This is a genomic window from Mesorhizobium loti (genome assembly GCA_014189435.1).
Lineage (GTDB): Bacteria > Pseudomonadota > Alphaproteobacteria > Rhizobiales > Rhizobiaceae > Mesorhizobium > Mesorhizobium loti_G.
This window is the reverse complement of the sequence record CP050293.1, coordinates 5,389,845-5,411,583: the sequence shown is the minus strand read 5'-3', so window position 1 is coordinate 5,411,583 and position 21,739 is coordinate 5,389,845. Positions and strand designations below refer to the sequence as shown.

The window sequence follows — 21,739 nt, the reverse complement described above, 5'->3', positions numbered from 1 at the left end:
CCTCGACACGGCTACTCCGCTGCTTCCAGCTTCGCGATGCGCCGGCTCTGCTTGGCCTGCTCGTCATAGTCGCGCTGCCATTCAGACGGCCCGTTGGAGGCGCCGACCTGCACCGCCGTCACCTTGTACTCCGGACAATTGGTCGCCCAGTCGGAGAAGTCGGTGGTGATCACGTTGGCCTGTGTGTCGGGATGGTGGAAGGTCGTGTAGACCACACCGGGCGACACCCGGTCGGTGATCAGCGCGCGCAGCGTCGTCTCGCCCGAGCGGCTCGTCAGCCGGACCCAGTCGCCGTCGCGCAAGCCCCGGTTCTCGGCATCGTGCGGATGGATCTCCAGCCGGTCCTCCGAGTGCCACATGCTGTTGTCGGTGCGCCTTGTCTGCGCGCCGACATTGTACTGGCTGAGGATGCGGCCGGTGGTGAGCAGCAGCGGGAAGCGCGGCCCCGTCCTTTCGTCGGTCGCCACATATTCGGTGCGGATGAACTTGCCCTTGCCGCGCACGAACCCATCGATGTGCATGATCGGGGTGCCGAGCGGCGCCTTCTCGTTGCAGGGCCATTGCACGGATCCGACACGGTCGAGCAACTCGAAGGAGACGCCAGCGAAGCTCGGCGTCGTCATCGCGATCTCGTCCATGATCTGCGAGGGATGCTGATAGTTCCAGTCCAGTCCGATGGCGCGGGCAAGCTCTTGCGTCGCCTCCCAATCGGCGTAGCGCGCCTTCGGCTCCAGAACCTTGCGCACCATGTTGATGCGGCGCTCTGCGTTGGTGAAGGTGCCGTCTTTCTCCAGGAAGGTCGAGCCCGGCAGGAAGACATGCGCGTAGTTTGCCGTCTCGTTGAGGAAGAGGTCGTGCACGACGACGCATTCCATCGCGGCGAGGCCGGCGGCGACATGCTTGGTGTCCGGATCGGACTGCAGAATGTCCTCGCCCTGGATGTAGATGCCCTTGAAGCTGCCGTCGACGGCGGCATCCAGCATGTTGGGGATGCGCAGGCCGGGTTCGTCGTCCAGCTTCACACCCCACAGGCTCTCATAGATGTCGCGCACGGCTTCGCCCGAGATGTGGCGATAGCCAGGCAGTTCGTGCGGGAAGGAGCCCATGTCGCACGAGCCCTGCACGTTGTTCTGGCCACGCAGCGGGTTCACACCGACGCCGGGCCGGCCGATATTGCCGGTGGCCATGGCGAGATTGGCGATCGCCATCACCGTGGTCGAACCCTGGCTGTGTTCGGTCACGCCGAGGCCGTAATAGATCGCGCCGTTGCCGCCGGTGGCGTAGAGACGGGCAGCACCCCGGATCAGCTCGGGATCGACACCGGACAATTTGCCGACGGTTTCGGGGCTGTTTTCCGGCAAGGCGACGAACGATGCCCAATCCTGGAACTCCGTCCAGTCACAGCGTTCGCGGATGAAGGCTTCGTTGAAAAGACCTTCGGTGACGATGACATGCGCCAGCGCCGTCAGCACGGCCACATTGGTGCCGGGCTTCAGCGGCAGGTGATAATCCGCTTCAACATGCGCTGACTTGACCATCTCGGTGCGGCGCGGATCGAGCACGATCAGCTTGGCGCCCTGGCGCAGCCGCTTCTTCAGCCGCGAGGCGAACACCGGGTGGGCCGAGGCGGGATTGGCACCGATGATGACGGCGACGTCGGTGTAATCGACCGAGTCGAAATCCTGCGTGCCGGCCGAGGTGCCATAAGTCTGGCCGAGCCCATAGCCCGTCGGCGAGTGGCAGACGCGCGCGCAGGTGTCGACATTGTTGTTGCGAAAGCCCTGCCGCACCATCTTCTGGACGAGGTAGGTTTCCTCGTTGGTGCAGCGCGACGAGGTGATCCCGCCGATCGCGGTGCGTCCGTACTGGTACTGGATGCGGCGGAATTCTTTCGCCGTATGGGCGACCGCCTCTTCCCAACTCACTTCGCGCCAAGGATCGGTGACCTTTTCGCGGATCATCGGCGACAGGATGCGGTCCTTGTGGGTGGCGTAGCCATAGGCGAAACGGCCTTTGACGCAGGAATGGCCATGGTTCGCCTTGCCCTCCTTATAGGGCATCATGCGAATGACCTCGTCGTCCTTCACTTCGGCCTTGAACGAGCAGCCGACGCCGCAATAGGCACAGGTGGTGACGGCCGAGCGTTCCGGCAGGCCCTTGGCAAGCACTGCCTTCTCGCGCAGCGCATCGGTCGGGCAGGCCTGCACGCAGGCGCCGCAGGACACGCATTCCGAATCGATGAACGCCTCGTGCATTCCCGCCGAAACCCGGGATTCGAAGCCACGGCCTTCGATGGTCAGCGCGAAAGTGCCCTGCACCTCTTCGCAGGCCCGCACGCAGCGCGAGCAGACGATGCATTGCGAGGCATCATAGGTGAAATAGGGGTTGGACTCGTCGCGGGCGATGTAGTCGACCGCCAGCGAGCCATGGCCGGGCGCCACGCCGCCTTCCGGCTTGACGTGGTTGCGGCCCTCGATGCCGTAGCGGTTCTCGGTCAGGCCGATCGACTTCGCCACCGCATCGAACTCGCTGGCCCCGGTTCCGGCCTTTTCATTCCAGCCGGTCGGATGGTCGGAGACGTAGAGTTCCATGACGCCGCGACGAATGGCGTCGAGCCGCTCGGTCTGCGTACGCACGATCATGCCTTCGCCGACGGGCGTCGTGCAGGAGGCCGGCGTGCCGCCGCGTCCTTCGATCTCGACAAGGCAGACACGGCACGAACCGAAGGAGTCCAGCATGTCGGTGGCGCAAAGCTTCGGGATCTCGACCCCGCCTTCCATCGCGGCACGCATGATCGAGGTGCCTTCCGGGACGGTGATGCTGCGCCCGTCGACGTTCAGCGTGACCTGCTTCTGCGCCTTCGATTGCGGGGTTCCGTAGTCGATCTCTTCGACGAGGGAAGGGAAGTCGGCCTTGATGTTCATCTGCCAGCTCCTATTCGGCAGCCACGCGCACGGGCGCTGGCTTGAAGTCGTCGGGGAAATGGGTGATCGAGCTCATGACAGGGTAGGGCGTGAAGCCGCCCAGCGCGCACAGCGAGCCGAATTTCATCGTGTTGCAGAGGTCGGTGACCAGAGCGAGGTTCTTCTCCGGCTCGATGCCGGCTGCGAGCTTGTCGATGGTCTCGACACCGCGCGTCGAGCCAATGCGGCAGGGCGTGCACTTGCCGCAGCTTTCGATGGCGCAGAACTCCATGGCGAAGCGGGCCTGTTTCAGCATGTCGGCGGTGTCGTCGAACACCACGATGCCGGCATGGCCGATCAGTCCGTCCTTGGCCGCGAAAGCTTCATAGTCGAATGGCGTGTCGAACAGCGCGCGCGGAAAATAGGCGCCGAGCGGGCCGCCGACCTGCACGGCCTTGACCGGACGCCCCGTGGCAGTGCCGCCGCCGATCTCGTCGACGATCTCGCCAAGCGTCATGCCGAAAGCGGCTTCGAACAGGCCTGCATATTTGACGTTGCCGGCTATCTGGATCGGGATCGTGCCGCGCGAGCGGCCCATGCCGAAATCTTTGTAGAAGGCGGCACCCTTGTCCATGATGATGGGCACAGAGGCTAGGCTGATGACGTTGTTGATCACTGTCGGCTTGCCGAACAGCCCCTTATGCGCCGGCAGCGGCGGCTTTGCCCGCACCATGCCGCGCTTGCCTTCGAGCGAGTCGAGCAGCGCCGTCTCCTCGCCGCAGACATAGGCGCCTGCGCCGACCCGGATCTCCATGTCGAAAGCGTAGGGTGACCCCAGCACGTTGGCGCCAAGAATGCCGGCCTTGCGGGCGGTCTCGACGGCCTTGTTCATCACCGCCACCGCATGCGGATATTCCGAGCGGACATAGACAAAGCCTTTAGTCGCGCCTGTCGCGATACCGGCGATCGTCATGCCTTCGATCAGCACGAAGGGATCGCCCTCCATGATCATGCGGTCGGCGAAGGTGCCGGAATCGCCTTCATCGGCGTTGCAGACGATGTATTTGCGGTCGCCAACGGTATCGAGCACCGTTTTCCACTTGATGCCGGTCGGGAAACCCGCGCCACCCCGCCCGCGCAGTCCGGATTCGGTCACCTGGGCGACAATGGCCGCAGGCGTCAGTCCCAACGCGGTCGTCAGTCCGTTCAACCCGCCATGTTTCTTGTAGGATTCCAGCGACAGCGGATCCGTGACGCCGCAGCGCGCGAAGGTCAGCCGCGTCTGCTTGGCGAGGAAAGGGATCTTGTCCGGCGCGCCCAGCCAGCGCTTGTGATGGCCGCCGGTGAGGAAGCCGCTGTCGAACAGGCTTTTGACGTCGGAGGTTTTCACCGGCCCATAGGCGACGCGGCCATTGGCTGTAGCAACTTCGACCATCGGTTCGAGGAAATAGGCGCCGCGCGAACCGTTGCGCACGATCTTGGCCTCGATCCCGCGCTCGGCGAGTTCACTGGCGATCGCCTTGGCGACCTTTTCGGCGCCAAGCGCCAGAGCACCGGAATCGCCGGGGATGTAGATACGCGGGATCATGAGCGCACCTCGGCAACGATCTCATCGAGCTTTTCATCGTCGAGCCGCCCGATCACCTGGCCATCGAGCATTGCGGCGGGCGAACAGGCGCACAGGCCGAGGCAATAGACCGGCTCCAGCGTCACCGAACCATCGCGGGTCGTCTCATGAAGGCCGATGCCCAGCAACTGCTTCAGTTTGGCGGCGATGGCGTCCGAACCCATCGACTGGCAGGATTCAGCCTGGCAGAGCTTCAGCACATGCCGGCCCGCCGGATGGCTGCGGTAATCGTGATAGAAACTGACGACGCCGTGCACCTCGGCCCTGGAAATGTTCAACGCCTCGGCGATGACCGGCAGTGCATCCTTGGGCACATGGCCGAACTCTTCCTGGATGCCGTGAAGGATCGGCAGCAGCGGGCCTTCAAGGCCTTTCAGCTCCTGGATGATCGCGGCCGTGCGCGACGTGATCTCGGTACTTGCAGGCTGCATCGTCACGCAGCGCCCTCCCTGGTCGATAGCTTTTTATCGCTAAGTCTTTACAAAATCAGAGGAAACCCGCGAAATCAATAAAGCTGTTTCGTTGATCGATAGAAATTTTCTATCAAACCTCATCGGTTCCCATTTCTATATCAGCGATGGGCGTGGAAATCGTCCGCCAGCGCCATTGCCTCGTCCAGCAGCGCCGAGACCAGCGGCGTGTGCGGTTCGCGCGGCGCCGCCACCAGGCCGACCGTGTGGCTGGCATCCGGTTCGACGATTGGAATGGCTCGTATCGGTTCGGAAAAGCCGAATGTTTCCGCAAGGTTGAGTGGCATGATCGAGGACCATTTGCCGGTGCGGATGTGGGAAAACAGCACGATCATCGAATTGGATTCCAGCGTCGGCCGCACCTGTACGCCGGCTTCGGCCAGATGCTGGTCGATGATGCGGCGGTTCTGCATGTCCGGCGTCAACAGGCACAGCGGCAGGCTTGAGAGCTCCGCCCATGTCACTTTGTCGCGATCGGAATAGGGATTTCCCATCGCTGTGATCAGTTGGTAGCGCTCGTCATAGAGCGGCACGCTGGTCACCCGCCCCAGCGGCTCGTTGTCGAGATAGGTGATGCCGGCATCGATGTCGAAATTGCCGAGCAGCGACAGCACCTCGATCGAGGTCCGCGACAGCACCGAGAAGGTGACGCCGGGATGCTTTGCCCGAAACGGTGTCGTCAGCCGCGCCACCATGGCCAGAGCGGTCGGTATGGCGGCGATGCGGATGCGGCCGGAAAGGCCATGGCGCGCCGCGCGCATCTCTTCGCGCATGGAGCGGGTGTCGCCGACGATGCGGCGCGCCCACACCAGCACCTGCTTGCCCTCCGGCGTCAGCCCCTGGAAGCGCGAGCCGCGCAGAACCAGCATGACGCCAAGCTGGCCCTCCAGCTGCTTGATGCCGGCCGACAGCGTCGGCTGGGTCACGCCGCACACCTCCGCTGCCCGGCCGAAATGCTCCTCCCTGGCGAGCGCGATGAAGAATTCCAGCTTGTCGATCATGAAGAGGGCGGCCTACTGCTATTTGATGAGAATGATTTGCATTGTCGCTGTTATTGGGATGTTCGTGTCCCGGACGTGATCTAGTTCGGCGGCAGGCAAGCCACCTGCACGGCGCTGTAGCGAGCGAGCGGCCTTGCGGTGGTCATAGGTGCTTCCGGTAAGAGTCCGATTGAACACCAGCTCGACCCCGGAAGGACGGCTGATGACATGATGCACCGGCGCAATCTCGTGGAGAAGAGTCCCAACGTCGATATCCTGGAAATGATCGGCCGCCGAACGACTGATGGAACTGAAGGTTTGGCGCGTCGACGGACGCCGCTGTGGGACACGATCCTCGAAGTTGCGAAACCGTGAATTCGCGCTATACATCGGAAGCTTCCTGCCTTTGGTTCGGCTTCCATGACATTGTCCGTCGCTACAGATTGCCCCAGCAATTGTGTCGTAAATTACCAAAAGAATAGAGCTTGTCGTTGCAAATCCCTATGAGTGATTTATTGACGCCCCGCATTGCAGTTATCCTGCCCTGCTACAACGAGGCGGCCACAATCGCGCAGGTGATTGCCGACTTTCGCCTTTATTTGCCGGCAGCAAACATTTTTGTGTTTGACAACAACTCATCCGACGACACTGGGCGAATTGCAGCCGCAGCGGGTGCCCAGGTCCTGACGGTGCCTATGCCAGGCAAAGGCAACGTGGTGCGGCGGATGTTCGCCGACATCGAAGCCGATGTCTATGTAATGACGGACGGCGATGCCACGTACAGCATTGCCGATGCTCCGCGCATGATCGATCGCTTGCTTTCGGAGCGGCTCGACATGGTGGTCGGCATTCGGACCAGTGAACTGCCCCAGGGCAGCGAAGCCTATCGCTTCGGCCACCGCTTCGGCAACCGGATGCTAACCCGCTGTGTGGCGGTACTGTTCGGCAGAACGTTTTCGGATATGCTGTCAGGCTATCGCGTGTTTTCCCGCAGATATGTGAAATCTTTTCCAGCACATTCCACGGGCTTTGAGATCGAAACAGAATTGACGGTCCACGCTCTCGAGCTACGCATGCCGGTGGCGGAGATGGTCACGGCCTATGGTGCTCGCCCGAAGGGTTCACAGAGCAAGCTTCGGACGTATCGTGATGGAATTCGCATCCTGACAACGATAGTGAGACTGTTTAAGGCAGAGAAGCCGCTTATTTTCTTTTCACTGGGTTCCGTCGCGACAACATTGTTGGCGATCGTCCTGGCTGTCCCGCTATTGGAGACATATGCCGAGACGGGACTGGTACCCCGGCAGCCTACAGCGCTGCTTTGCGTTGCGCTTGTTCTGTTGGGCGGAATTCTATTCGCATGCGGGCTTGTTCTCGACACCGTTACGCGGGGTCGAACCGAGGTCAAGACGATAGCCTATCTGAGGATCCCCGGAATTGGCGCACTGCGGTCGCCGGTACCATGATCCATAAGCAGATCGGCTGGTTCGCCATTGTTGGGGTTGTTGGCTTTGCCGCGGATGCCGGTGTACTATATCTGCTGCTTGCCTTTGGTCTCGGCCCCTTCGCCAGCCGGGCATTTTCATTCCTGACCGCAGTATTTGTGACTTGGCAACTTAATCGTCGCAAGACTTTTGCGGTACAGCCCGGCGAGCCTTTGTGGCGCGAGGGCCTGCGTTACCTTGCGGCGATGACGTTTGGTGGTGCTGCCAACTACGCAGTCTATGGCGCTTTCATCATGACAAGGTGGCCGCCGATATTAGGCTTGGTCGCGGGCACTGGCATTGGAACAGTCTTGAATTTCCTGTCGGCTCGATCCTGGGTGTTCCGGGATCGCTCGCAAACCGCACGCCGAGGGTTGTTTCGGTCGTGGATCGGCGGCTTAAACCGCGCGCTCAGCCACCCTCATGCGGCGACGCGTGCGATGTGGCTCGCGCCCCTCCTGGGTGGGATGATCGCGCTGCTGCTGGGGCAAGACAGCAACTGGGACTTGCTCAACTATCACTTCTACAATCCTTACGCGCTGCTGGGCGAGCGTATCGGCTTGGACTTGGCCGCAGCGCAGTTCCAGAGCTACTTCAATCCCCTGCTCGATCTACCATACTACGCGATGGTGACGCACGCGCCAGCGATGGTGGCAGGCTTTGTCATGGGCGCCATCCACGGTCTCAATTTTGTGCTGCTACTTTGCATTGTTCGTGTTGTGCTTGGCAGCTCCGGCAAGCCTGACGATGCCACCTCAATCCTGCTTTCGCTGGCCGGATGCATGGGGCCGGCATTCCTGTCGGAATTGGGCAATAGCATGGGCGACAACACGACCGCAGTGTTTGTGCTGTGCGCTCTTGCGCTCATTATGTGGCAGTTGCGACATGTTGTGGAGGCCGGTTGGCGGGGTGTCATATCAGTAGCAGCGGGGGGACTGCTGATGGGTGCTGGCGTTGGACTGAAACTCACCAACGCGGTATTTGCCGTCGCCCTGTGCTTGGCCCTCTTGGCTCTTCCGGCACCATGGCTGCGGCGGCCAGTCCTTGCCTTCGCTTTTGGCTTGGGTGTCCTCGGGGGAATTGCGACGACAGCCGGCTATTGGTTCGCCACGTTGCTGCGGGTCTTTGGAAATCCGCTGTTCCCGCAATTCAATGCCTGGCTTGGTTCGCCACTGGCTGCGCCAATCGCGATTGCGGACACGCGATGGTTGCCGAAAAGCATTTGGGAAGCGCTGCTGTTCCCCTTTGCAATGGTCACCGACGCCACCCGTGTCGGTGAACTGGCAATGCGACCATTTGTCTGGCCGGTTTTGTGGCTTCTGATGGTTTTGTGGGTCGGTGCCGCCGCCATGCGCAAATCCAGCCTGATGCTGTCGGTTCCTGAACGCTTAGTCGTGTTGTTCGTGAGCTTGGCCTTCGTGATCTGGATGGCGACTTTTAGCATCTACCGTTATGCCGTCTCGATGGAGATGCTTGCGCCTCTGGTCGTTTGGATTGTGGTGCACAAGCTCCTCAGCGGCGACATGGCGAAACGGGTCGCTGCTGTAACGCTCGCCCTGGTCGCGACCTACGCACTGGTTGATACCCGCTCATGGGGTCACCAAGCGTGGGACACACAGGCGTTTCGCGTTGTGGTACCAGACCTCCCGGTATCGGGGACACTATTGCTCGTTGCGGAGGAGGAGCCAAATGGCTGGATGGTCCCCTTTTTTCCGCCTGCGATGGCGGCCGTTGGCCTAGGGACGAACTTTCCGGAAGGACCAGCATACGGTGCGCGTGTCCGTGAAATCGTCGAGCGGTCAGGTGGCAAGGCGTGGGCCGTGATGCCAGCCCACACTGACGAAGGGGCAGTGCGTGCAGCGCAGATGAACGACATCCTTGCGCCCTTGACGTTGTCTGTGTCGGGGTGGCCCTGCCGCGAGCTGTCAGCGCTGCTGCAACGCGTCAGCAAGCACTTGCGGGTGGACGAAGCCTCGAACACGGGGAATTGTCGCCTGGTGGCGTTGCCTCCAGGCGGTATGAGTTTGGCTGAAGCCGATCTCGGGACCATTCAGCGATCGGATACGATCATTGCGCGTTATGGTCTTGCCCTCCACGCGGCAAGCTGCCGAACCTATGAAGCCTGGGTGGGCGCGACGCCACGTCCTTATCAGCTGTGCGAAGTTGGCCTTTGATCGGGCCTGATGAGGTGACGCGGGCACCACGGCGCTTGGAGTCGCCTTCGATCTGCACTATGTGAGCCGCAGACGAACCCAAGGAAAATTGCGATGCCCGCCGTCCAGCAAAATGTCACCAAGGAAATCGTCACCGAGCGTCTGAAGACGGTCAACGGGCCGGATTTCACCAGCAACATTGTCGATCTCGGCATGGTTTCGGAGATTTTCATCGCCGACGGGAAGGTGTTCTTCTCGATCACCGTTCCCGCCGCCCGGGCCCAGGAGATGGAGCCGCTGCGTGCGGCCGCCGAGCGTGTCGTCAAGGCGATCCCCGGTGTCGCCGGCGCCGTCGTCGCGCTGACGGCCGAGAAGAAGGGCGGTGGCATGGAAGCGCCGGTTCCGTCCCGCCCCGCACCCAGGCCGGCGCCGCCTGCTCCTCCCGCTGCCGCGGCGCCGCGCGCCGCTCCCCATGCTCCCGCTTCGCAAAGCTCGGGCAAACGTGGCGTGCCCGGCATAGAGGCGATCATTGCCGTTGCTTCCGGCAAGGGCGGCGTCGGCAAGTCGACCACCGCCGTCAACATCGCCCTTGGCCTCGCCGCCAACGGACTGCGGGTCGGCGTGCTCGATGCCGACATCTACGGCCCGTCCATGCCGAGGTTGTTGAACATCCACGGCCGGCCACAGACCGTCGACGGCAAGATCCTGAAACCGATGGAGAATTACGGCCTGAAGGTGATGTCGATGGGCTTCCTCGTCGATGAGGAAACACCGATGATCTGGCGTGGCCCGATGGTGATGTCGGCGCTGACGCAGATGCTGCGCGAGGTCGAGTGGGGGCGGCTCGACGTGCTCGTCGTCGACATGCCGCCCGGGACCGGCGACGCGCAGCTGACCATGGCCCAGCAAGTGCCGCTGGCCGGCGCCGTCATCGTCTCGACGCCGCAGGATCTGGCCCTGATCGACGCGCGAAAAGGCCTCAACATGTTCAAGAAGGTCGACGTGCCGTTGCTCGGCATCGTCGAGAACATGAGCTATTTCATCGCTCCGGACACCGGCAAGCGCTATGACATCTTCGGCCATGGTGGCGCCCGCCGCGAGGCAGAGCGTCTCGGCGTCACCTTCCTCGGTGAGGTGCCGCTCGAAATGGGCATTCGCGAAAGTTCGGATGCCGGCACGCCGGTTGTCGTCTCGAAGCCCGACGGTCCCGAGGCGAAAATCTACCGCGACATTGCCTCGAAGGTCTGGGACAGGGTCAACGAAGAGCGTGGTGCGGCCGCAGCCGCCGTCCCGAGTATTGTGTTCGAGTAATCTTCGTTCGGTCTGCGCTGCCCCTCATCCGCCTGCCGGCACCTTCTCCCCGTATAGTGACGGGGAGAAGGGAGCTGTCGCGACTTCGCCGTTTTTCCTGCGTCGCTGAAAATTGGCGAAATCGTCGGACATGGCGTCTTTCTCCCCGTCACTATACGGGGAGAAATGTCCGGCAGGACAATGAGGGGCGGCGCTGGCGCTGGATAAACCGGGCACCGCTCAAGCGAGGCTCAACCTAAGCCGCGCCGACCTTTTCGCCAAACGACGAAAAAAACTGTCCGGCCAGTTTCTTCGAGGTCGATTCGATCAGCCGGCTGCCAAGCTGGGCGATCTTGCCGCCGACATCGGCCTTGGCGGCGTATTTCAACACCGTGGCATCCGGTCCATCTTCGGTCAGTGTCACGTCGGCGCCGCCCTTGGCGAAGCCGGCAATGCCGCCCTTGCCTTCGCCCTGGATGGTGTAGGAATGCGGCGGCTTCAGGTTCTTCAGCGTCACCTCGCCGTTGAATGTCGCCTTGATCGGCCCGATCTTGACCACCACGGTCGCCGCCATTTCGGTCGGCGACTTCATCTCCAGGCTCTGGCAGCCGGGGATGGTCGCCTTCAAGACCTCGGGATCGTTCAGCGCTTCCCACACTTTTTGCAGGGGTGCGGCAATGCGCTCCTCGCCTTCGATCACCAAAGCCATGAAAACCTCCCGGACAAGACTGCCTGAAGCCCTAACGCACGGCTGGGTGCGTGTCTATCACACCAAAGTCCGGTTGCGACCGCACGCCCTCTTGCCTGCTTACGCGCGTTGCCATATCGATTTGTCTTACAAATACGGAGACCACGATGGCAGGCGCCCCCACCAGGAAGAAAATGTTTCGCTCGCAGGAGTGGTTCGACAATCCCGACAATCCGGGCATGACGGCGCTCTATCTCGAGCGCTACCTGAATTACGGCCTGACGCGCGCCGAACTGATGTCCGGCAAACCGCTGATCGGCATCGCCCAGACCGGCTCCGATCTCTCACCTTGCAACCGCCACCATATCGAACTGGCCAAGCGCGTGCGCGAAGGCATTGTTTCGATGGGCGGCATTCCGTTCGAATTCCCTTGCCATCCGATCCAGGAGACCGGCAAGCGCCCGACCGCGGCACTCGACCGCAACCTTGCCTATCTCAGCCTGGTCGAGGTGCTGTACGGCTATCCGCTCGATGGCGTCGTGCTGACCATCGGTTGCGACAAGACGACGCCGGCGCTGCTGATGGCGGCGGCCACGGTCAACATTCCGGCCATTGCGCTGTCGGTCGGCCCGATGCTCAATGGCTGGCACAAGGGCAAGCGCACCGGCTCCGGCACCATCGTCTGGGAATCGCGCCAGCGCCTTTCGGCCGGCGAGATCGGCTATGACGAGTTCATGGACATCGTCGCCTCGTCGGCGCCGTCCACCGGCTATTGCAACACCATGGGCACCGCCACCACCATGAACTCGCTGGCCGAGGCGCTCGGCATGCAGCTGCCTGGCTCGGCCGCCATTCCCGCGCCCTACCGCGAGCGTGGCCAGATTTCCTATGAGACCGGAAAACGCATCGTCGAGATGGTGCATGAGGATTTGAAGCCGTCCGATATCATGACGAGAGAGGCTTTCGAGAACGCCATCGTCGTCAATTCGGCCATTGGCGGCTCGACCAACGCGCCGATCCATCTCAACGCCATCGCTCGTCACCTTGGAGTCAAGCTCGACAATGACGACTGGCAGACAGTCGGCCTCAATGTGCCGCTGCTGGTCAATTTGCAGCCTACGGGCGAATATCTGGGCGAAGACTACCATCATGCCGGCGGCGTGCCGGCGGTCATTGCCGAACTGATGAAGGGCGGGCTGTTGCCGCATCCCGGCGCGCGCACCGTCAACGGCAAGTCGATCGGTGAGAACAGCGAGGGCGTCGCCAACGAAAACCCCGACGTCATCCGCTCCGTGGCCAAGCCGTTGAAGGCCAATGCCGGCTTCATCAACCTCAGGGGCAACCTGTTCGATTCGGCGATCATGAAGACCAGCGGCATCTCGCCGGAATTCCGCGAGCGCTATTTATCCAACCCCAAGGATCCAGAGGCTTTCGAAGGCAACGCCATGGTTTTCGATGGGCCGGAGGACTACCACGCCCGCATCGACGACCCGGCGCAAGGCATCGACGAACACACCATCCTGTTCATGCGCGGCGCTGGCCCGGTCGGCTATCCCGGCGGTGCCGAGGTCGTCAACATGCAGCCGCCGGCCTACCTCATCAAGAAGGGCATCCACGCGCTTGCCTGCATTGGCGATGGCCGCCAGTCGGGCACGTCGGGTTCGCCGTCGATCCTCAACGCCTCGCCGGAAGCCGCCATCGGCGGCGGACTGGCGCTGCTCAAGACCGGCGACCGTGTCCGCATCGACCTGCGCAAGGGCACGGCCGATATCCTCGTCACCGACGACGAGATCACCCGGCGCCGTGCCGAACTGCAGAACAATGGCGGCTATCACTATCCCAAGCACCAGACGCCCTGGCAGGAGATCCAGCGCGGCATGGTCGCGCAGTTCTCAGAGGGAATGGTGCTGAAGCCGGCGGTGAAATACCAGGATGTCGCCCACACCAGCGGCGTCCCCAGGGACAATCACTGACACGCATCGACAACTGGCGGCTTGATCAATCGGGTCGCCAGTCCCGACCAATAGGTCGAGCCCGTCACCATCCTTGACAAGCCCGCGCGTTGTATCCACCATGATGACAAGGGGTGCATCGCGACGACCCCGTGAGGCGTCAGCCCAACGTTCGCGTCCAAGCTTCTCTTCCAGGAGGTGGACGCCATGCCGTCAACAACTGCTATCACTGTATCGCAACTGTCCCGTCTGATCGGCCTGCCGGGTGCGCCTGTCATCATCGATGTCCGCGTCGATGACGATTTCGAGGCCGATCCGCGCCTGTTGCCGGCCTCGTGCCGGCGCGATTTCAAAACCGTTTCGGCCTGGGCCGCCGGGTTCGCCGGCAAGCCGGTGGCCGTCGTCTGCCAGAAGGGGCAAAAGCTCTCGCAAGGCGTCGCCGCATGGCTGCGCCATGAGGGGATATCAGCCGAATCCCTTGAAGGCGGCTTTGAGGCCTGGCGCGATGCCGGGGGACTTCTGGTCCGCACCGACAAGATGCCGCCACGCAATGAAAAGGGCGCTACCGTCTGGGTGACGCGGGCACGCCCGAAGGTCGACCGCATCGCTTGCCCATGGCTGATCCGGCGTTTCCTCGACCCCGACGCGGTGTTCCTGTTTGTCGAACCCGCTGAAGTATCGGCTGTGGCCGACCGCTTTCAGGCCGCGCCTTTCGACATCGACAATGTGTTCTGGAGCCATCGCGGCGAACGCTGCACCTTCGACACGATGATCGAGGAGTTCGGGCTGGGATCCGAGGCGCTCGATCGTCTCGCCGCAATCGTGCGCGCGGCCGACACCGCAAGCCTCGACCTGGTGCCCCAGGCGGCGGGCTTTCTGGCTGCCTCGCTTGGCCTGTCGCGGATGTTCCGCGACGATCTGGAACAACTGGAAGCAGGCATGCTGCTCTACGATGCGTTCTTCCGCTGGTGTCGCGACGCCACCGAAGAAACGCACAACTGGCCGGCCGCGGGTAAATCGACATGAGTGCTCTTTCCCCGGCAGATAAGGTTACGAGCGTCGAGGCGCCGGCTGCACCGACCTTTACCGAGGCCACGAAGGTCTGGGCGAAGATCGGACTGCTCAGTTTCGGCGGACCGGCCGGGCAGATCGCCTTGATGCACAAGGAACTGGTCGAGGAACGGCGCTGGATCGGCGAGCAGCGTTTCCTGCATGCGCTGAACTACTGCATGCTGCTGCCCGGCCCGGAAGCCCAGCAACTCGCCATCTACATCGGCTGGCTGCTGCACAGGACGATTGGTGGCCTTGTCGCCGGCATCCTGTTCGTGGTGCCGGGTGCGCTCGTCATGCTCGCCTTGAGCAGCCTCTACGTCCTCTATGGCGACATGCCTCTCGTCGCGGCGCTGTTTTTCGGGGTGAAGGCGGCGGTGCTTGCCATCGTCATCGAGGCGGTGATCCGGATCGGACGGCGCGCCCTCAAGAACCGCGTCATGATGTCGATAGCGGTCGCGGCCTTCATCGCCATCTATGCCTTGAATGTGCCGTTCCCACTCATCGTCCTGCTCGCCGGCCTGACGGGATGGCTGGGGGACCGCATTGCTCCCGGCCTGTTTGCCGGCTCGGTACATGGCAAGGGCGATGTTGCCGACTTCAAGGGAGCGGTCGACCTGATGTTCGAACGCGGCGAACTGGCCCATGTCAAACCGACCAGATGGCATGCACCGCGCACCGTCGCCATCTGGCTGCCGATCTGGCTTGGGCCCGTTCTAGTGGTCTGGTGGTTCACCGGCTCAGCAAGCGTCTGGACCGAGATAGGCCGGTTCTTCAGTCTCATGGCTGTCGTCACCTTCGGCGGCGCCTATGCGGTCCTCGCCTATGTCGCACAGGCAGCCGTCCAGTCCTTCGGCTGGCTGGCGCCTGGCGAAATGGTCGATGGTCTTGGGCTTGCCGAAACGACGCCGGGTCCGCTCATCCTGGTGCTGCAGTTCGTCGGCTTCATCGCCGCGTTCCGCCACGCCGGGTCGCTGGACCCGTTGCTTGCCGGATCGCTGGGGGCGTTGCTCACTTTGTGGGTGACGTTCACGCCGTGCTTCTTCTGGATATTCCTCGGCGCGCCCTACATCGAGGCCCTGCGCGGCAACAAGGCCTTGTCGGCAGCACTTGGCGCGATCACCGCCGCAATTGTCGGCGTCATCATGAACCTCGCTCTGTGGTTTGCCTTGCACGTCATCTTCCGTGAGGTGCACGCGACGGGCCTCGGCATGAACGTACCGGTGGTTTCGTCGATCGACTGGTGCGCGGCGCTGCTTTCCGGCGCCGCCATGATCGCCATCCTGAAGCTGAAAATCGGCATGCTGCCAACGCTTGCCGGATCCGCCCTTGCCGGTGTCTTGCTGTTGGCGGCGGGTGGCTAATGCCTGTCGCCCAAAAGTGGCCCCGGTTTTGGGAGAACGACATGCATGAAGAAAAGATCTAAAGCGCGTCGTCTGAATTCATTCAGACGACGCGCTTTAGATGCCGCCTTCCTTTGTATTCCGATTGCTAACCACCTAAGTGGTTGGAAACGGATTGGGACTCATGGCGGGACGACGCTCTTCTCTCGGCTTCCTCGGACTATTCGGCCGCTCGGGCGACTTGAGGCAGCTCGACGCCGCGTTGCGTGGCGCCGACCTTCACCCCGCCCTCGTGCCGGAGGGCGTGAAACTCACCATCGTCAATCTGATGAAGGATCATTGGCCCGACGAGCCGCCCAGCCAAGCTTATGCGGAAGTGGCGCGGCTGTTCAGCTATTGCATCGCCGGGCCTGAAACCTTCGAAAGCTCGCATGGCTTGCAGCAGCGGCAGGAGGTGGAGCGCCGGGTCGAGGCCGCGGTGCAGGCTGGCGACAGTTTCGATGCGCAAATCGTGCTGATGGCGCTGCACGCCAAACTGATCAATGCCGAGGTCGTCGAGCGCTACGGGCTGAGTGCCGAATAACTGTTCCGGCGAGCGTTCTTTAGCCGCCCATGCTGCCGCGCGGCAGTTTGATCATTTCGCCAAAGCGGGCGCGCAGTTTGTCGTCGATCAGCTTCGGCACATGGCGCGGAAAGCGCTCGGCGAGCACGCGTTTCTTCTCGATGATCGCCCGCTGCAAGATGTCGGGCCGGCCCTTTTCGTTCCATTCCTTGGGCGAAAAGCGATCGCCGACTGCGGGGTAAAAATACTCGGTCTGCATCAGCCGCAGCGTCTGCTCATTGCCGAGATAGTGCCCCGGTCCCTTCAGGCAGACATCGGCGATGGTGTCGATCGACAGCGCCTCGTCCGTCACCTCGATGCCGCGCACGCAGCGCAGGCAGTGGCCGAGCATGTCATTGTCGATAATCAGGCTTTCCAGGCAGAAGCCGAGCAGCGAGGCGTGCATGCCGGCCGATTCGTAGACAAGATTAAGCCCGGCAAGGCCGGCCATCACATCGGTGATGCCCTTTTCGTAGCCGGACTGGATGTCCGGCAATTTTGAATCCGTCATGCCTGCGGCCGAGCCGCCCGGCAGATCGTAGAATTGCGCCATCTGCGCGCAGGCCGAGGTCAGCACTGCCTGCTCGGCCGAACCGCCGGACATGGCGCCGGTGCGCAGATCCGACACGAACGGCCAGGTGCCGAAGATCGCCGGATGGCCCGGCTTGATGGCGTTGACGTAGACGAGGCCGGCCAGCACTTCGGCCACCGCCTGCACCACCGCACCGGCAATCGCCGCCGGCGCCGTGGCGCCGGCTTGTCCGGCCGAGAGCAACAGGATCGGGATGCCGCCCTCGACGCAGGCTTCGAGCACGCCGCAGGCGTCCTCGGCGAACTTCATCGGCGGCACGACGAAGCAGTTGGAATTCGACACGAACGGCCGGGCGCGGAAATTCTCCTCGCCGCCGGCAATGGCATAAAGCATTTCGAGCGCCGGCTGCACGTTCTCGCGCACCGTGAATGAGGTGCCGACATGCTTGGACGTGCCCATCACGCAGGCATAGAGCGTGTTGAAGTCCATTTCGAGCGGGTCGGGAATGTCGCGCGGCACCATCGGCCGCTGGAAGAAATGGATGTTGTCGAGCCCTTCGACGAGGCGGGCGGCGTCATAGATGTCCTGCAGCAGCGATTCGCGGTATTCGCGCTTTTCGACATCGACCAGATGCACGGCAGCGCCCGCCGTGCCGTAATGCACGCGTTTGCCCTTGATCAGCATGTCGTGCTTGGGGTCCTGGCCGTGCAGCGTGAAATGCCGCGCCGCTCGTCTTATCGTGTCGAGCACGAGTGCGCGCGGGAAACGGATGCGGCCATCGTCGCCATAGCTGGCGCCGGCCTCTGTCAGGGCCTCGATGCAGGAGGGAATGGCGTTGGCGAAGCCGACCGTTTCCAGCAGCGTCAGCACCGCTTCGTGGATGCGTTCCTGGTCGTTCCGGGTCAGCGGTCCGTAGCTGCCGCCTTCGAGGCCGGCACGTACCGGCTTGATGTCGTCGGCCAACGGTGCTGCCCGCATGGCGCGGCGCGCTTCGCGCCCGCCGGAGCGGCGCGAACGCTGATCCGCCGCCGCTTCCTGCTTTTCAAGAACTGACATGGAGGCACTCCACCTTTCTGAGAAACAGAGCGCGGCGGTTGGTCCACCATCGGCTGCTTCTTCCCCTTATGCCCTCGACTATGCCGCCGGCATTGGCACAGCCTATGGGCCAGCCGGTCCGGTTGCATATGCCAGAGGGCTAAAGGACGGAACCACGTTGGCGCGGCTCCGTCCAAGGGGCAGGCGATGGATCAGGCGGCCGCGGGCCTGCGTCCAGCAGCGGTGGCCAGTTCGCGGATGCCTGGCTCGATGTGCTGCAGCGCGATCGACGAGATGCCCAGCCGCATGAAACGCGAAGGTTTTTCAGTGCGATCGAAGAAACGGTCGCCCGGTTCGATGATGACACTGCGCGAGGCTGCCGCCTCGGCCAGCCCGCGCGCATCGGTGCCGCGCGGCCCTTCGAGCCACAGCGACGTGCCACCGGCCGAATCGGTCGAGCGCCACTCCGGCAGGAAAGCGGAAATCGCATGGACCAGCCGCTTGCGCCGCTCGTCGAAGGCCGACGACAGCCGCCGCACCAGTGCCTCGTGATGGCCGAGCGACAGGAACAGCGCGACGGCGCGCTGGTTGTTGGCCGGCGGATGACGCAGCATGAAGCGGCGCAACGCCCTGAGCTCGGAGATCAGGCCAGCGGAAGCGACGATGTAGCCGAGCCGCAGCCCCGGAGCCAGCGTCTTCGACATCGAGCCGACATAGACGACGCGGCCGGAGCGGTCGAGGCTCTTCAGCGCCTGCTGCGGGGCTTCGTCGAGAAGCTGGCTGTCGTAGCCGTCCTCGATGATGATCTGGTTATAGCGGTTCGCCCGCGCCAGAAGGTCCTGCCGCCGTTCCGCCGACAGCGGCACCATGGTCGGGCAATGATGGCTTGGGGTGACGAAGACGAACCCGGAATCATTGGGAATAGAAGCGGTTACGATGCCGGACTGGTCGACCGGCACCGGCTGTATCTCGGCACCAGCGAGACGGAAGATCGAGCGTGCGTCGGGGTAGCCGGGGTCCTCCATCGCCACCTTCGAGCCCTTGGACATCAGCAGCGTCGCCAGCATGTACAGCGCGTTCTGGGCGCCCAGCGTGACGATGATCTCGTCGGGATTGGCGAAGATGCCGCGCCGGGGCAAGAGCCGCGCCTGGATCTGCTCGATCAGCAGCGGATCGTCGCGGTCGACCATGTCGGACGCCCAGTTGCGGATCTCGAGCACGGCAAGCGCCATGCGGTTGCACTCGCGCCACTCGGCGGTCGGGAACAGCGCCGGATCGAACTGGCCGTAGACGAAGGGGTAGGACGACTTGATCCAGTTCTCGTGCTTGGCCGGCGGCGGCATGTCGCTGGCGGCGATCTTGCGGCGTGCCTTCCAGTCGATCTCGTTGGCCTGGTCGGGCGCCTTCTGGTGCGGCTTGGCCGGCGTCGCCAGCACATCGGGATTGACGAAATGGCCACGCCGCTCGCGTGCCACCAGGAAGCCCTGGTCGACGAGCTGCTGGAACGCCAGCACGACGGTTCCGCGCGCCACGCCGAGTTTTTCGGCCAGGATCCGGCACGAAGGAAGCGGCATCGAGGCGGCGATCTGGCGGTCGAGAATGGCGGCCACGATGGCCTGGCGGATCTGCGCCTGCAGGGTTTGGCCGGATTCAGCCGAAATCCGGAACAGGCCGGACCAGATCGCCGTGTCGTTTCGCTGTGGCATGGGAGATGTTCCTCGATGGCCAACCTTTTTCGCTTGGCTGGACCAGCCGAACGTAACCGTGGCACAAGGGGTTGCGCCAATCAATTTTTCTGATCGTTGGGATTTATGCCAGTGATCCTTCACGCCATTTTGATGCTGCGCTGCGACCTCGCTGCGTGACTCCGTGCGTCATCGCTGCGCATTGAAACGAGCGGAATTCGGCTCAATAGATTGTCGCGACGACACGCGCCGGAAACATCCGGTCCGTAATGATGGCTCGAGGTTTCGGAGTTTGGCAGTGGATCAATCGTCCTTTCAAAAACAGCTCGCCGCGTTGCGCGATCATCGCGCCGCGGCGCCCGCCAGCATGCGCCAGGCCTTCGCCGCCGACCCCAAGCGGTTCGTGACATTCTCCGCCACTGACGGCGACCTTCTGCTCGACTGGTCGAAATGCGCGGTCGACGCGACCACCATGGATCTGCTGGAAAAGCTCGCCAGGGCGGCCGATCTCGAAGGCCGCCGCGCCGCCATGTTCGCCGGCAAGAAGATCAACGTCACCGAGGACCGCGCCGTGCTGCACACGGCACTGCGCAACCTGACCGGCAAGGGCGTCACGGTGGATGGCCAGGACGTCAAGGCGGACGTCATCGCCGTGCTCGACGCCATGAGCGCCTTTGCCGACGCCGTGCGTTCCGGCAAGGCGCCCGGCGCCACCGGCAAGAAGATCACCGACATCGTCAACATCGGTATCGGCGGTTCCGATCTCGGCCCGGCCATGGCGACGCTGGCGCTGGCGCCCTATCATGACGGGCCGCGCGCGCATTACGTCTCCAACATCGACGGCGCCCATATCCACGACACGCTGAAGGGCCTGTCCGCCGAAACCACGCTGTTCATCATCGCCTCCAAGACCTTCACCACCGTCGAGACGATGACCAATGCGCAGACGGCGCGCGACTGGGTGCAGAAGGCGCTTGGCAAGGAAGCCGTCGGCAAGCATTTCGCCGCCGTCTCGACCGCGCTCGACCTGGTGGCCAAGTTCGGCATCGCGCCCGATCGCGTCTTCGGCTTCTGGGACTGGGTCGGCGGCCGCTATTCGCTCTGGGGCGCGATCGGCCTGCCGGTGATGATCGCTATCGGCCCGAGAAACTTTCGCGCCTTCCTCGATGGCGCGCATGAGATGGACGAGCATTTCCGCACCGCGCCGGTGCAGGAGAACCTGCCGGCGCTGCTGGGTCTGGTCGGCTGGTGGCATCGCGTGATCTGCGGTTACCCGGCGCGCGCCGTCATCCCTTATGACCAGCGCCTGTCCAGGCTGCCGGCCTATCTGCAGCAGCTTGACATGGAATCGAACGGCAAGAGCGTCACCCTCGAAGGCACTCAGGTGACGACGCCGACCGGACCGTTGGTCTGGGGTGAGCCCGGCACCAATGGCCAGCATGCCTTCTTCCAGCTGCTGCACCAGGGCACCGATTTCATTCCGGTCGAATTCCTCGCCGCGGCCGTCGGCCACGAGCCCGATCTCAAGCACCAGCATGACCTGCTGCTTGCCAACTGCCTGGCGCAGTCGGAAGCGCTGATGAAGGGCCGCACGCTGGAGGAGGCCCGCGCCCAGATGCTGGCCAAGGGCATGAAGCCGGCCGATGTCGACAAGATCGCCCCGCACCGCGTCTTCTCCGGCAACCGGCCCTCAGTGACCATCCTCTACCGCAAACTCGACCCGCGCACCTTCGGCCGGCTGATCGCGCTCTACGAGCATCGCGTCTTCGTCGAGGGCACGCTGTTCAACATCAACTCCTTCGACCAGTGGGGCGTCGAGCTCGGCAAGGAACTGGCCACCGGCCTTTTGCCTGTCGTGGAGGGCAAGGAAAGTGCCGCGAAGCGAGATGCATCGACCGCTGGCCTTGTGGGATTCATCCACCATTTGCGTGGCTCGGAGTGAAAAG

At 63.0% G+C, this 21,739-nt stretch carries 16 protein-coding genes; 8 read left to right on the top strand and 8 right to left on the bottom strand.

Annotated features, from left to right (window positions below; translation table 11 throughout):
- Window positions 1-11 precede the first annotated feature (11 nt).
- The 5 genes from fdhF to HB777_25875 form a co-directional block, all read right to left on the bottom strand.
- Window positions 12-2,924 carry a formate dehydrogenase subunit alpha gene (gene fdhF, locus HB777_25895; protein QND67016.1) on the bottom strand — a complete coding sequence of 971 codons (2,913 nt, stop codon included), beginning with the start codon at window positions 2,922-2,924 and terminating at the stop codon, window positions 12-14.
- Window positions 2,925-2,934: 10 nt separating this feature from the next.
- Entirely contained in the window at window positions 2,935-4,491 is a 1,557-nt protein-coding gene (locus HB777_25890; protein ID QND67015.1) for an NADH-quinone oxidoreductase subunit NuoF, read from the bottom strand.
- Complete coding sequence (locus tag HB777_25885) at window positions 4,488-4,967, bottom strand: formate dehydrogenase subunit gamma (protein QND67014.1); 480 nt, start codon at window positions 4,965-4,967, stop codon at window positions 4,488-4,490. The genes HB777_25890 and HB777_25885 overlap by 4 nt, the downstream gene beginning before the upstream one ends.
- A 134-nt stretch (window positions 4,968-5,101) precedes the next feature.
- Window positions 5,102-6,001, bottom strand: coding sequence for a LysR family transcriptional regulator (locus tag HB777_25880; protein ID QND67013.1), 900 nt, complete (start codon window positions 5,999-6,001; stop codon window positions 5,102-5,104).
- Between the two features lie 18 nt (window positions 6,002-6,019).
- Entirely contained in the window at window positions 6,020-6,370 is a 351-nt protein-coding gene (locus HB777_25875; GenBank protein ID QND67012.1) for a hypothetical protein, read from the bottom strand.
- A gap of 113 nt (window positions 6,371-6,483) precedes the next feature.
- Between HB777_25875 and HB777_25870 the strand changes: the two genes are divergently transcribed.
- The 3 genes from HB777_25870 (at window position 6,484) to HB777_25860 (ending at window position 10,928) form a co-directional block, all read left to right on the top strand.
- The gene (locus HB777_25870) at window positions 6,484-7,446 is read left to right on the top strand and encodes a glycosyltransferase (GenBank protein ID QND67011.1); all 963 of its coding nucleotides are present in this window, start codon (window positions 6,484-6,486) and stop codon (window positions 7,444-7,446) included.
- A complete protein-coding gene (locus tag HB777_25865) occupies window positions 7,443-9,638 on the top strand; it encodes a GtrA family protein (GenBank protein ID QND67010.1) in 2,196 nt (731 codons plus the stop codon). Before HB777_25870 ends, HB777_25865 begins: the two co-directional genes overlap by 4 nt.
- Window positions 9,639-9,731: 93 nt before the next feature.
- A complete protein-coding gene (locus HB777_25860; GenBank protein QND67009.1) occupies window positions 9,732-10,928 on the top strand; it encodes an Mrp/NBP35 family ATP-binding protein in 1,197 nt (398 codons plus the stop codon).
- Window positions 10,929-11,163: 235 nt separating this feature from the next.
- On the opposite strand, the gene HB777_25855 is transcribed toward HB777_25860, so the two are convergent.
- Complete coding sequence (locus HB777_25855; GenBank protein ID QND67008.1) at window positions 11,164-11,616, bottom strand: carbon monoxide dehydrogenase subunit G; 453 nt, start codon at window positions 11,614-11,616, stop codon at window positions 11,164-11,166.
- Between the two features lie 146 nt (window positions 11,617-11,762).
- Between HB777_25855 and HB777_25850 the strand changes: the two genes are divergently transcribed.
- From HB777_25850 to HB777_25835, 4 genes are all read left to right on the top strand, one after another.
- The gene (locus HB777_25850) at window positions 11,763-13,568 is read left to right on the top strand and encodes a dihydroxy-acid dehydratase family protein (protein ID QND67007.1); all 1,806 of its coding nucleotides are present in this window, start codon (window positions 11,763-11,765) and stop codon (window positions 13,566-13,568) included.
- Window positions 13,569-13,754: 186 nt separating this feature from the next.
- Complete coding sequence (locus tag HB777_25845) at window positions 13,755-14,573, top strand: sulfurtransferase (protein QND67006.1); 819 nt, start codon at window positions 13,755-13,757, stop codon at window positions 14,571-14,573.
- Window positions 14,570-15,961: a chromate efflux transporter gene (chrA, locus tag HB777_25840; protein QND67005.1), complete on the top strand. Its 1,392-nt coding sequence runs from the start codon at window positions 14,570-14,572 to the stop codon at window positions 15,959-15,961. Before HB777_25845 ends, chrA begins: the two co-directional genes overlap by 4 nt.
- 163 nt (window positions 15,962-16,124) lie before the next feature.
- The gene (locus HB777_25835; protein ID QND67004.1) at window positions 16,125-16,523 is read left to right on the top strand and encodes a hypothetical protein; all 399 of its coding nucleotides are present in this window, start codon (window positions 16,125-16,127) and stop codon (window positions 16,521-16,523) included.
- Window positions 16,524-16,542: 19 nt separating this feature from the next.
- On the opposite strand, the gene HB777_25830 is transcribed toward HB777_25835, so the two are convergent.
- Both HB777_25830 and HB777_25825 read right to left on the bottom strand, forming a co-directional pair.
- Entirely contained in the window at window positions 16,543-18,129 is a 1,587-nt protein-coding gene (locus tag HB777_25830) for a trimethylamine methyltransferase family protein (protein QND67003.1), read from the bottom strand.
- Between the two features lie 191 nt (window positions 18,130-18,320).
- The gene (locus HB777_25825) at window positions 18,321-19,814 is read right to left on the bottom strand and encodes a PLP-dependent aminotransferase family protein (protein QND67002.1); all 1,494 of its coding nucleotides are present in this window, start codon (window positions 19,812-19,814) and stop codon (window positions 18,321-18,323) included.
- Window positions 19,815-20,091: 277 nt separating this feature from the next.
- Here HB777_25825 and pgi point away from each other — a divergent pair, with 277 nt between their 5' ends.
- Window positions 20,092-21,735, top strand: coding sequence for a glucose-6-phosphate isomerase (gene pgi, locus HB777_25820; GenBank protein QND67001.1), 1,644 nt, complete (start codon window positions 20,092-20,094; stop codon window positions 21,733-21,735).
- The last annotated feature ends 4 nt before the right edge of the window (window positions 21,736-21,739 follow it).

What these genes read in the sequence shown, in the direction of transcription:
- fdhF (QND67016.1), bottom strand. Translation starts at nt 2,924, where the DNA reads ATGAACATCAAGGCCGACTTCCCTTCCCTCGTCGAAGAGATCGACTAC.
- HB777_25890 (QND67015.1), bottom strand. Translation starts at nt 4,491, where the DNA reads ATGATCCCGCGTATCTACATCCCCGGCGATTCCGGTGCTCTGGCGCTT.
- HB777_25880 (QND67013.1), bottom strand. Translation starts at nt 6,001, where the DNA reads ATGATCGACAAGCTGGAATTCTTCATCGCGCTCGCCAGGGAGGAGCAT.
- HB777_25875 (QND67012.1), bottom strand. Translation starts at nt 6,370, where the DNA reads ATGTATAGCGCGAATTCACGGTTTCGCAACTTCGAGGATCGTGTCCCA.
- HB777_25870 (QND67011.1), top strand. Translation starts at nt 6,484, where the DNA reads ATGAGTGATTTATTGACGCCCCGCATTGCAGTTATCCTGCCCTGCTAC.
- HB777_25865 (QND67010.1), top strand. Translation starts at nt 7,443, where the DNA reads ATGATCCATAAGCAGATCGGCTGGTTCGCCATTGTTGGGGTTGTTGGC.
- HB777_25860 (QND67009.1), top strand. Translation starts at nt 9,732, where the DNA reads ATGCCCGCCGTCCAGCAAAATGTCACCAAGGAAATCGTCACCGAGCGT.
- HB777_25855 (QND67008.1), bottom strand. Translation starts at nt 11,616, where the DNA reads ATGGCTTTGGTGATCGAAGGCGAGGAGCGCATTGCCGCACCCCTGCAA.
- HB777_25850 (QND67007.1), top strand. Translation starts at nt 11,763, where the DNA reads ATGGCAGGCGCCCCCACCAGGAAGAAAATGTTTCGCTCGCAGGAGTGG.
- HB777_25845 (QND67006.1), top strand. Translation starts at nt 13,755, where the DNA reads ATGCCGTCAACAACTGCTATCACTGTATCGCAACTGTCCCGTCTGATC.
- chrA (QND67005.1), top strand. Translation starts at nt 14,570, where the DNA reads ATGAGTGCTCTTTCCCCGGCAGATAAGGTTACGAGCGTCGAGGCGCCG.
- HB777_25835 (QND67004.1), top strand. Translation starts at nt 16,125, where the DNA reads ATGGCGGGACGACGCTCTTCTCTCGGCTTCCTCGGACTATTCGGCCGC.
- HB777_25830 (QND67003.1), bottom strand. Translation starts at nt 18,129, where the DNA reads ATGTCAGTTCTTGAAAAGCAGGAAGCGGCGGCGGATCAGCGTTCGCGC.
- HB777_25825 (QND67002.1), bottom strand. Translation starts at nt 19,814, where the DNA reads ATGCCACAGCGAAACGACACGGCGATCTGGTCCGGCCTGTTCCGGATT.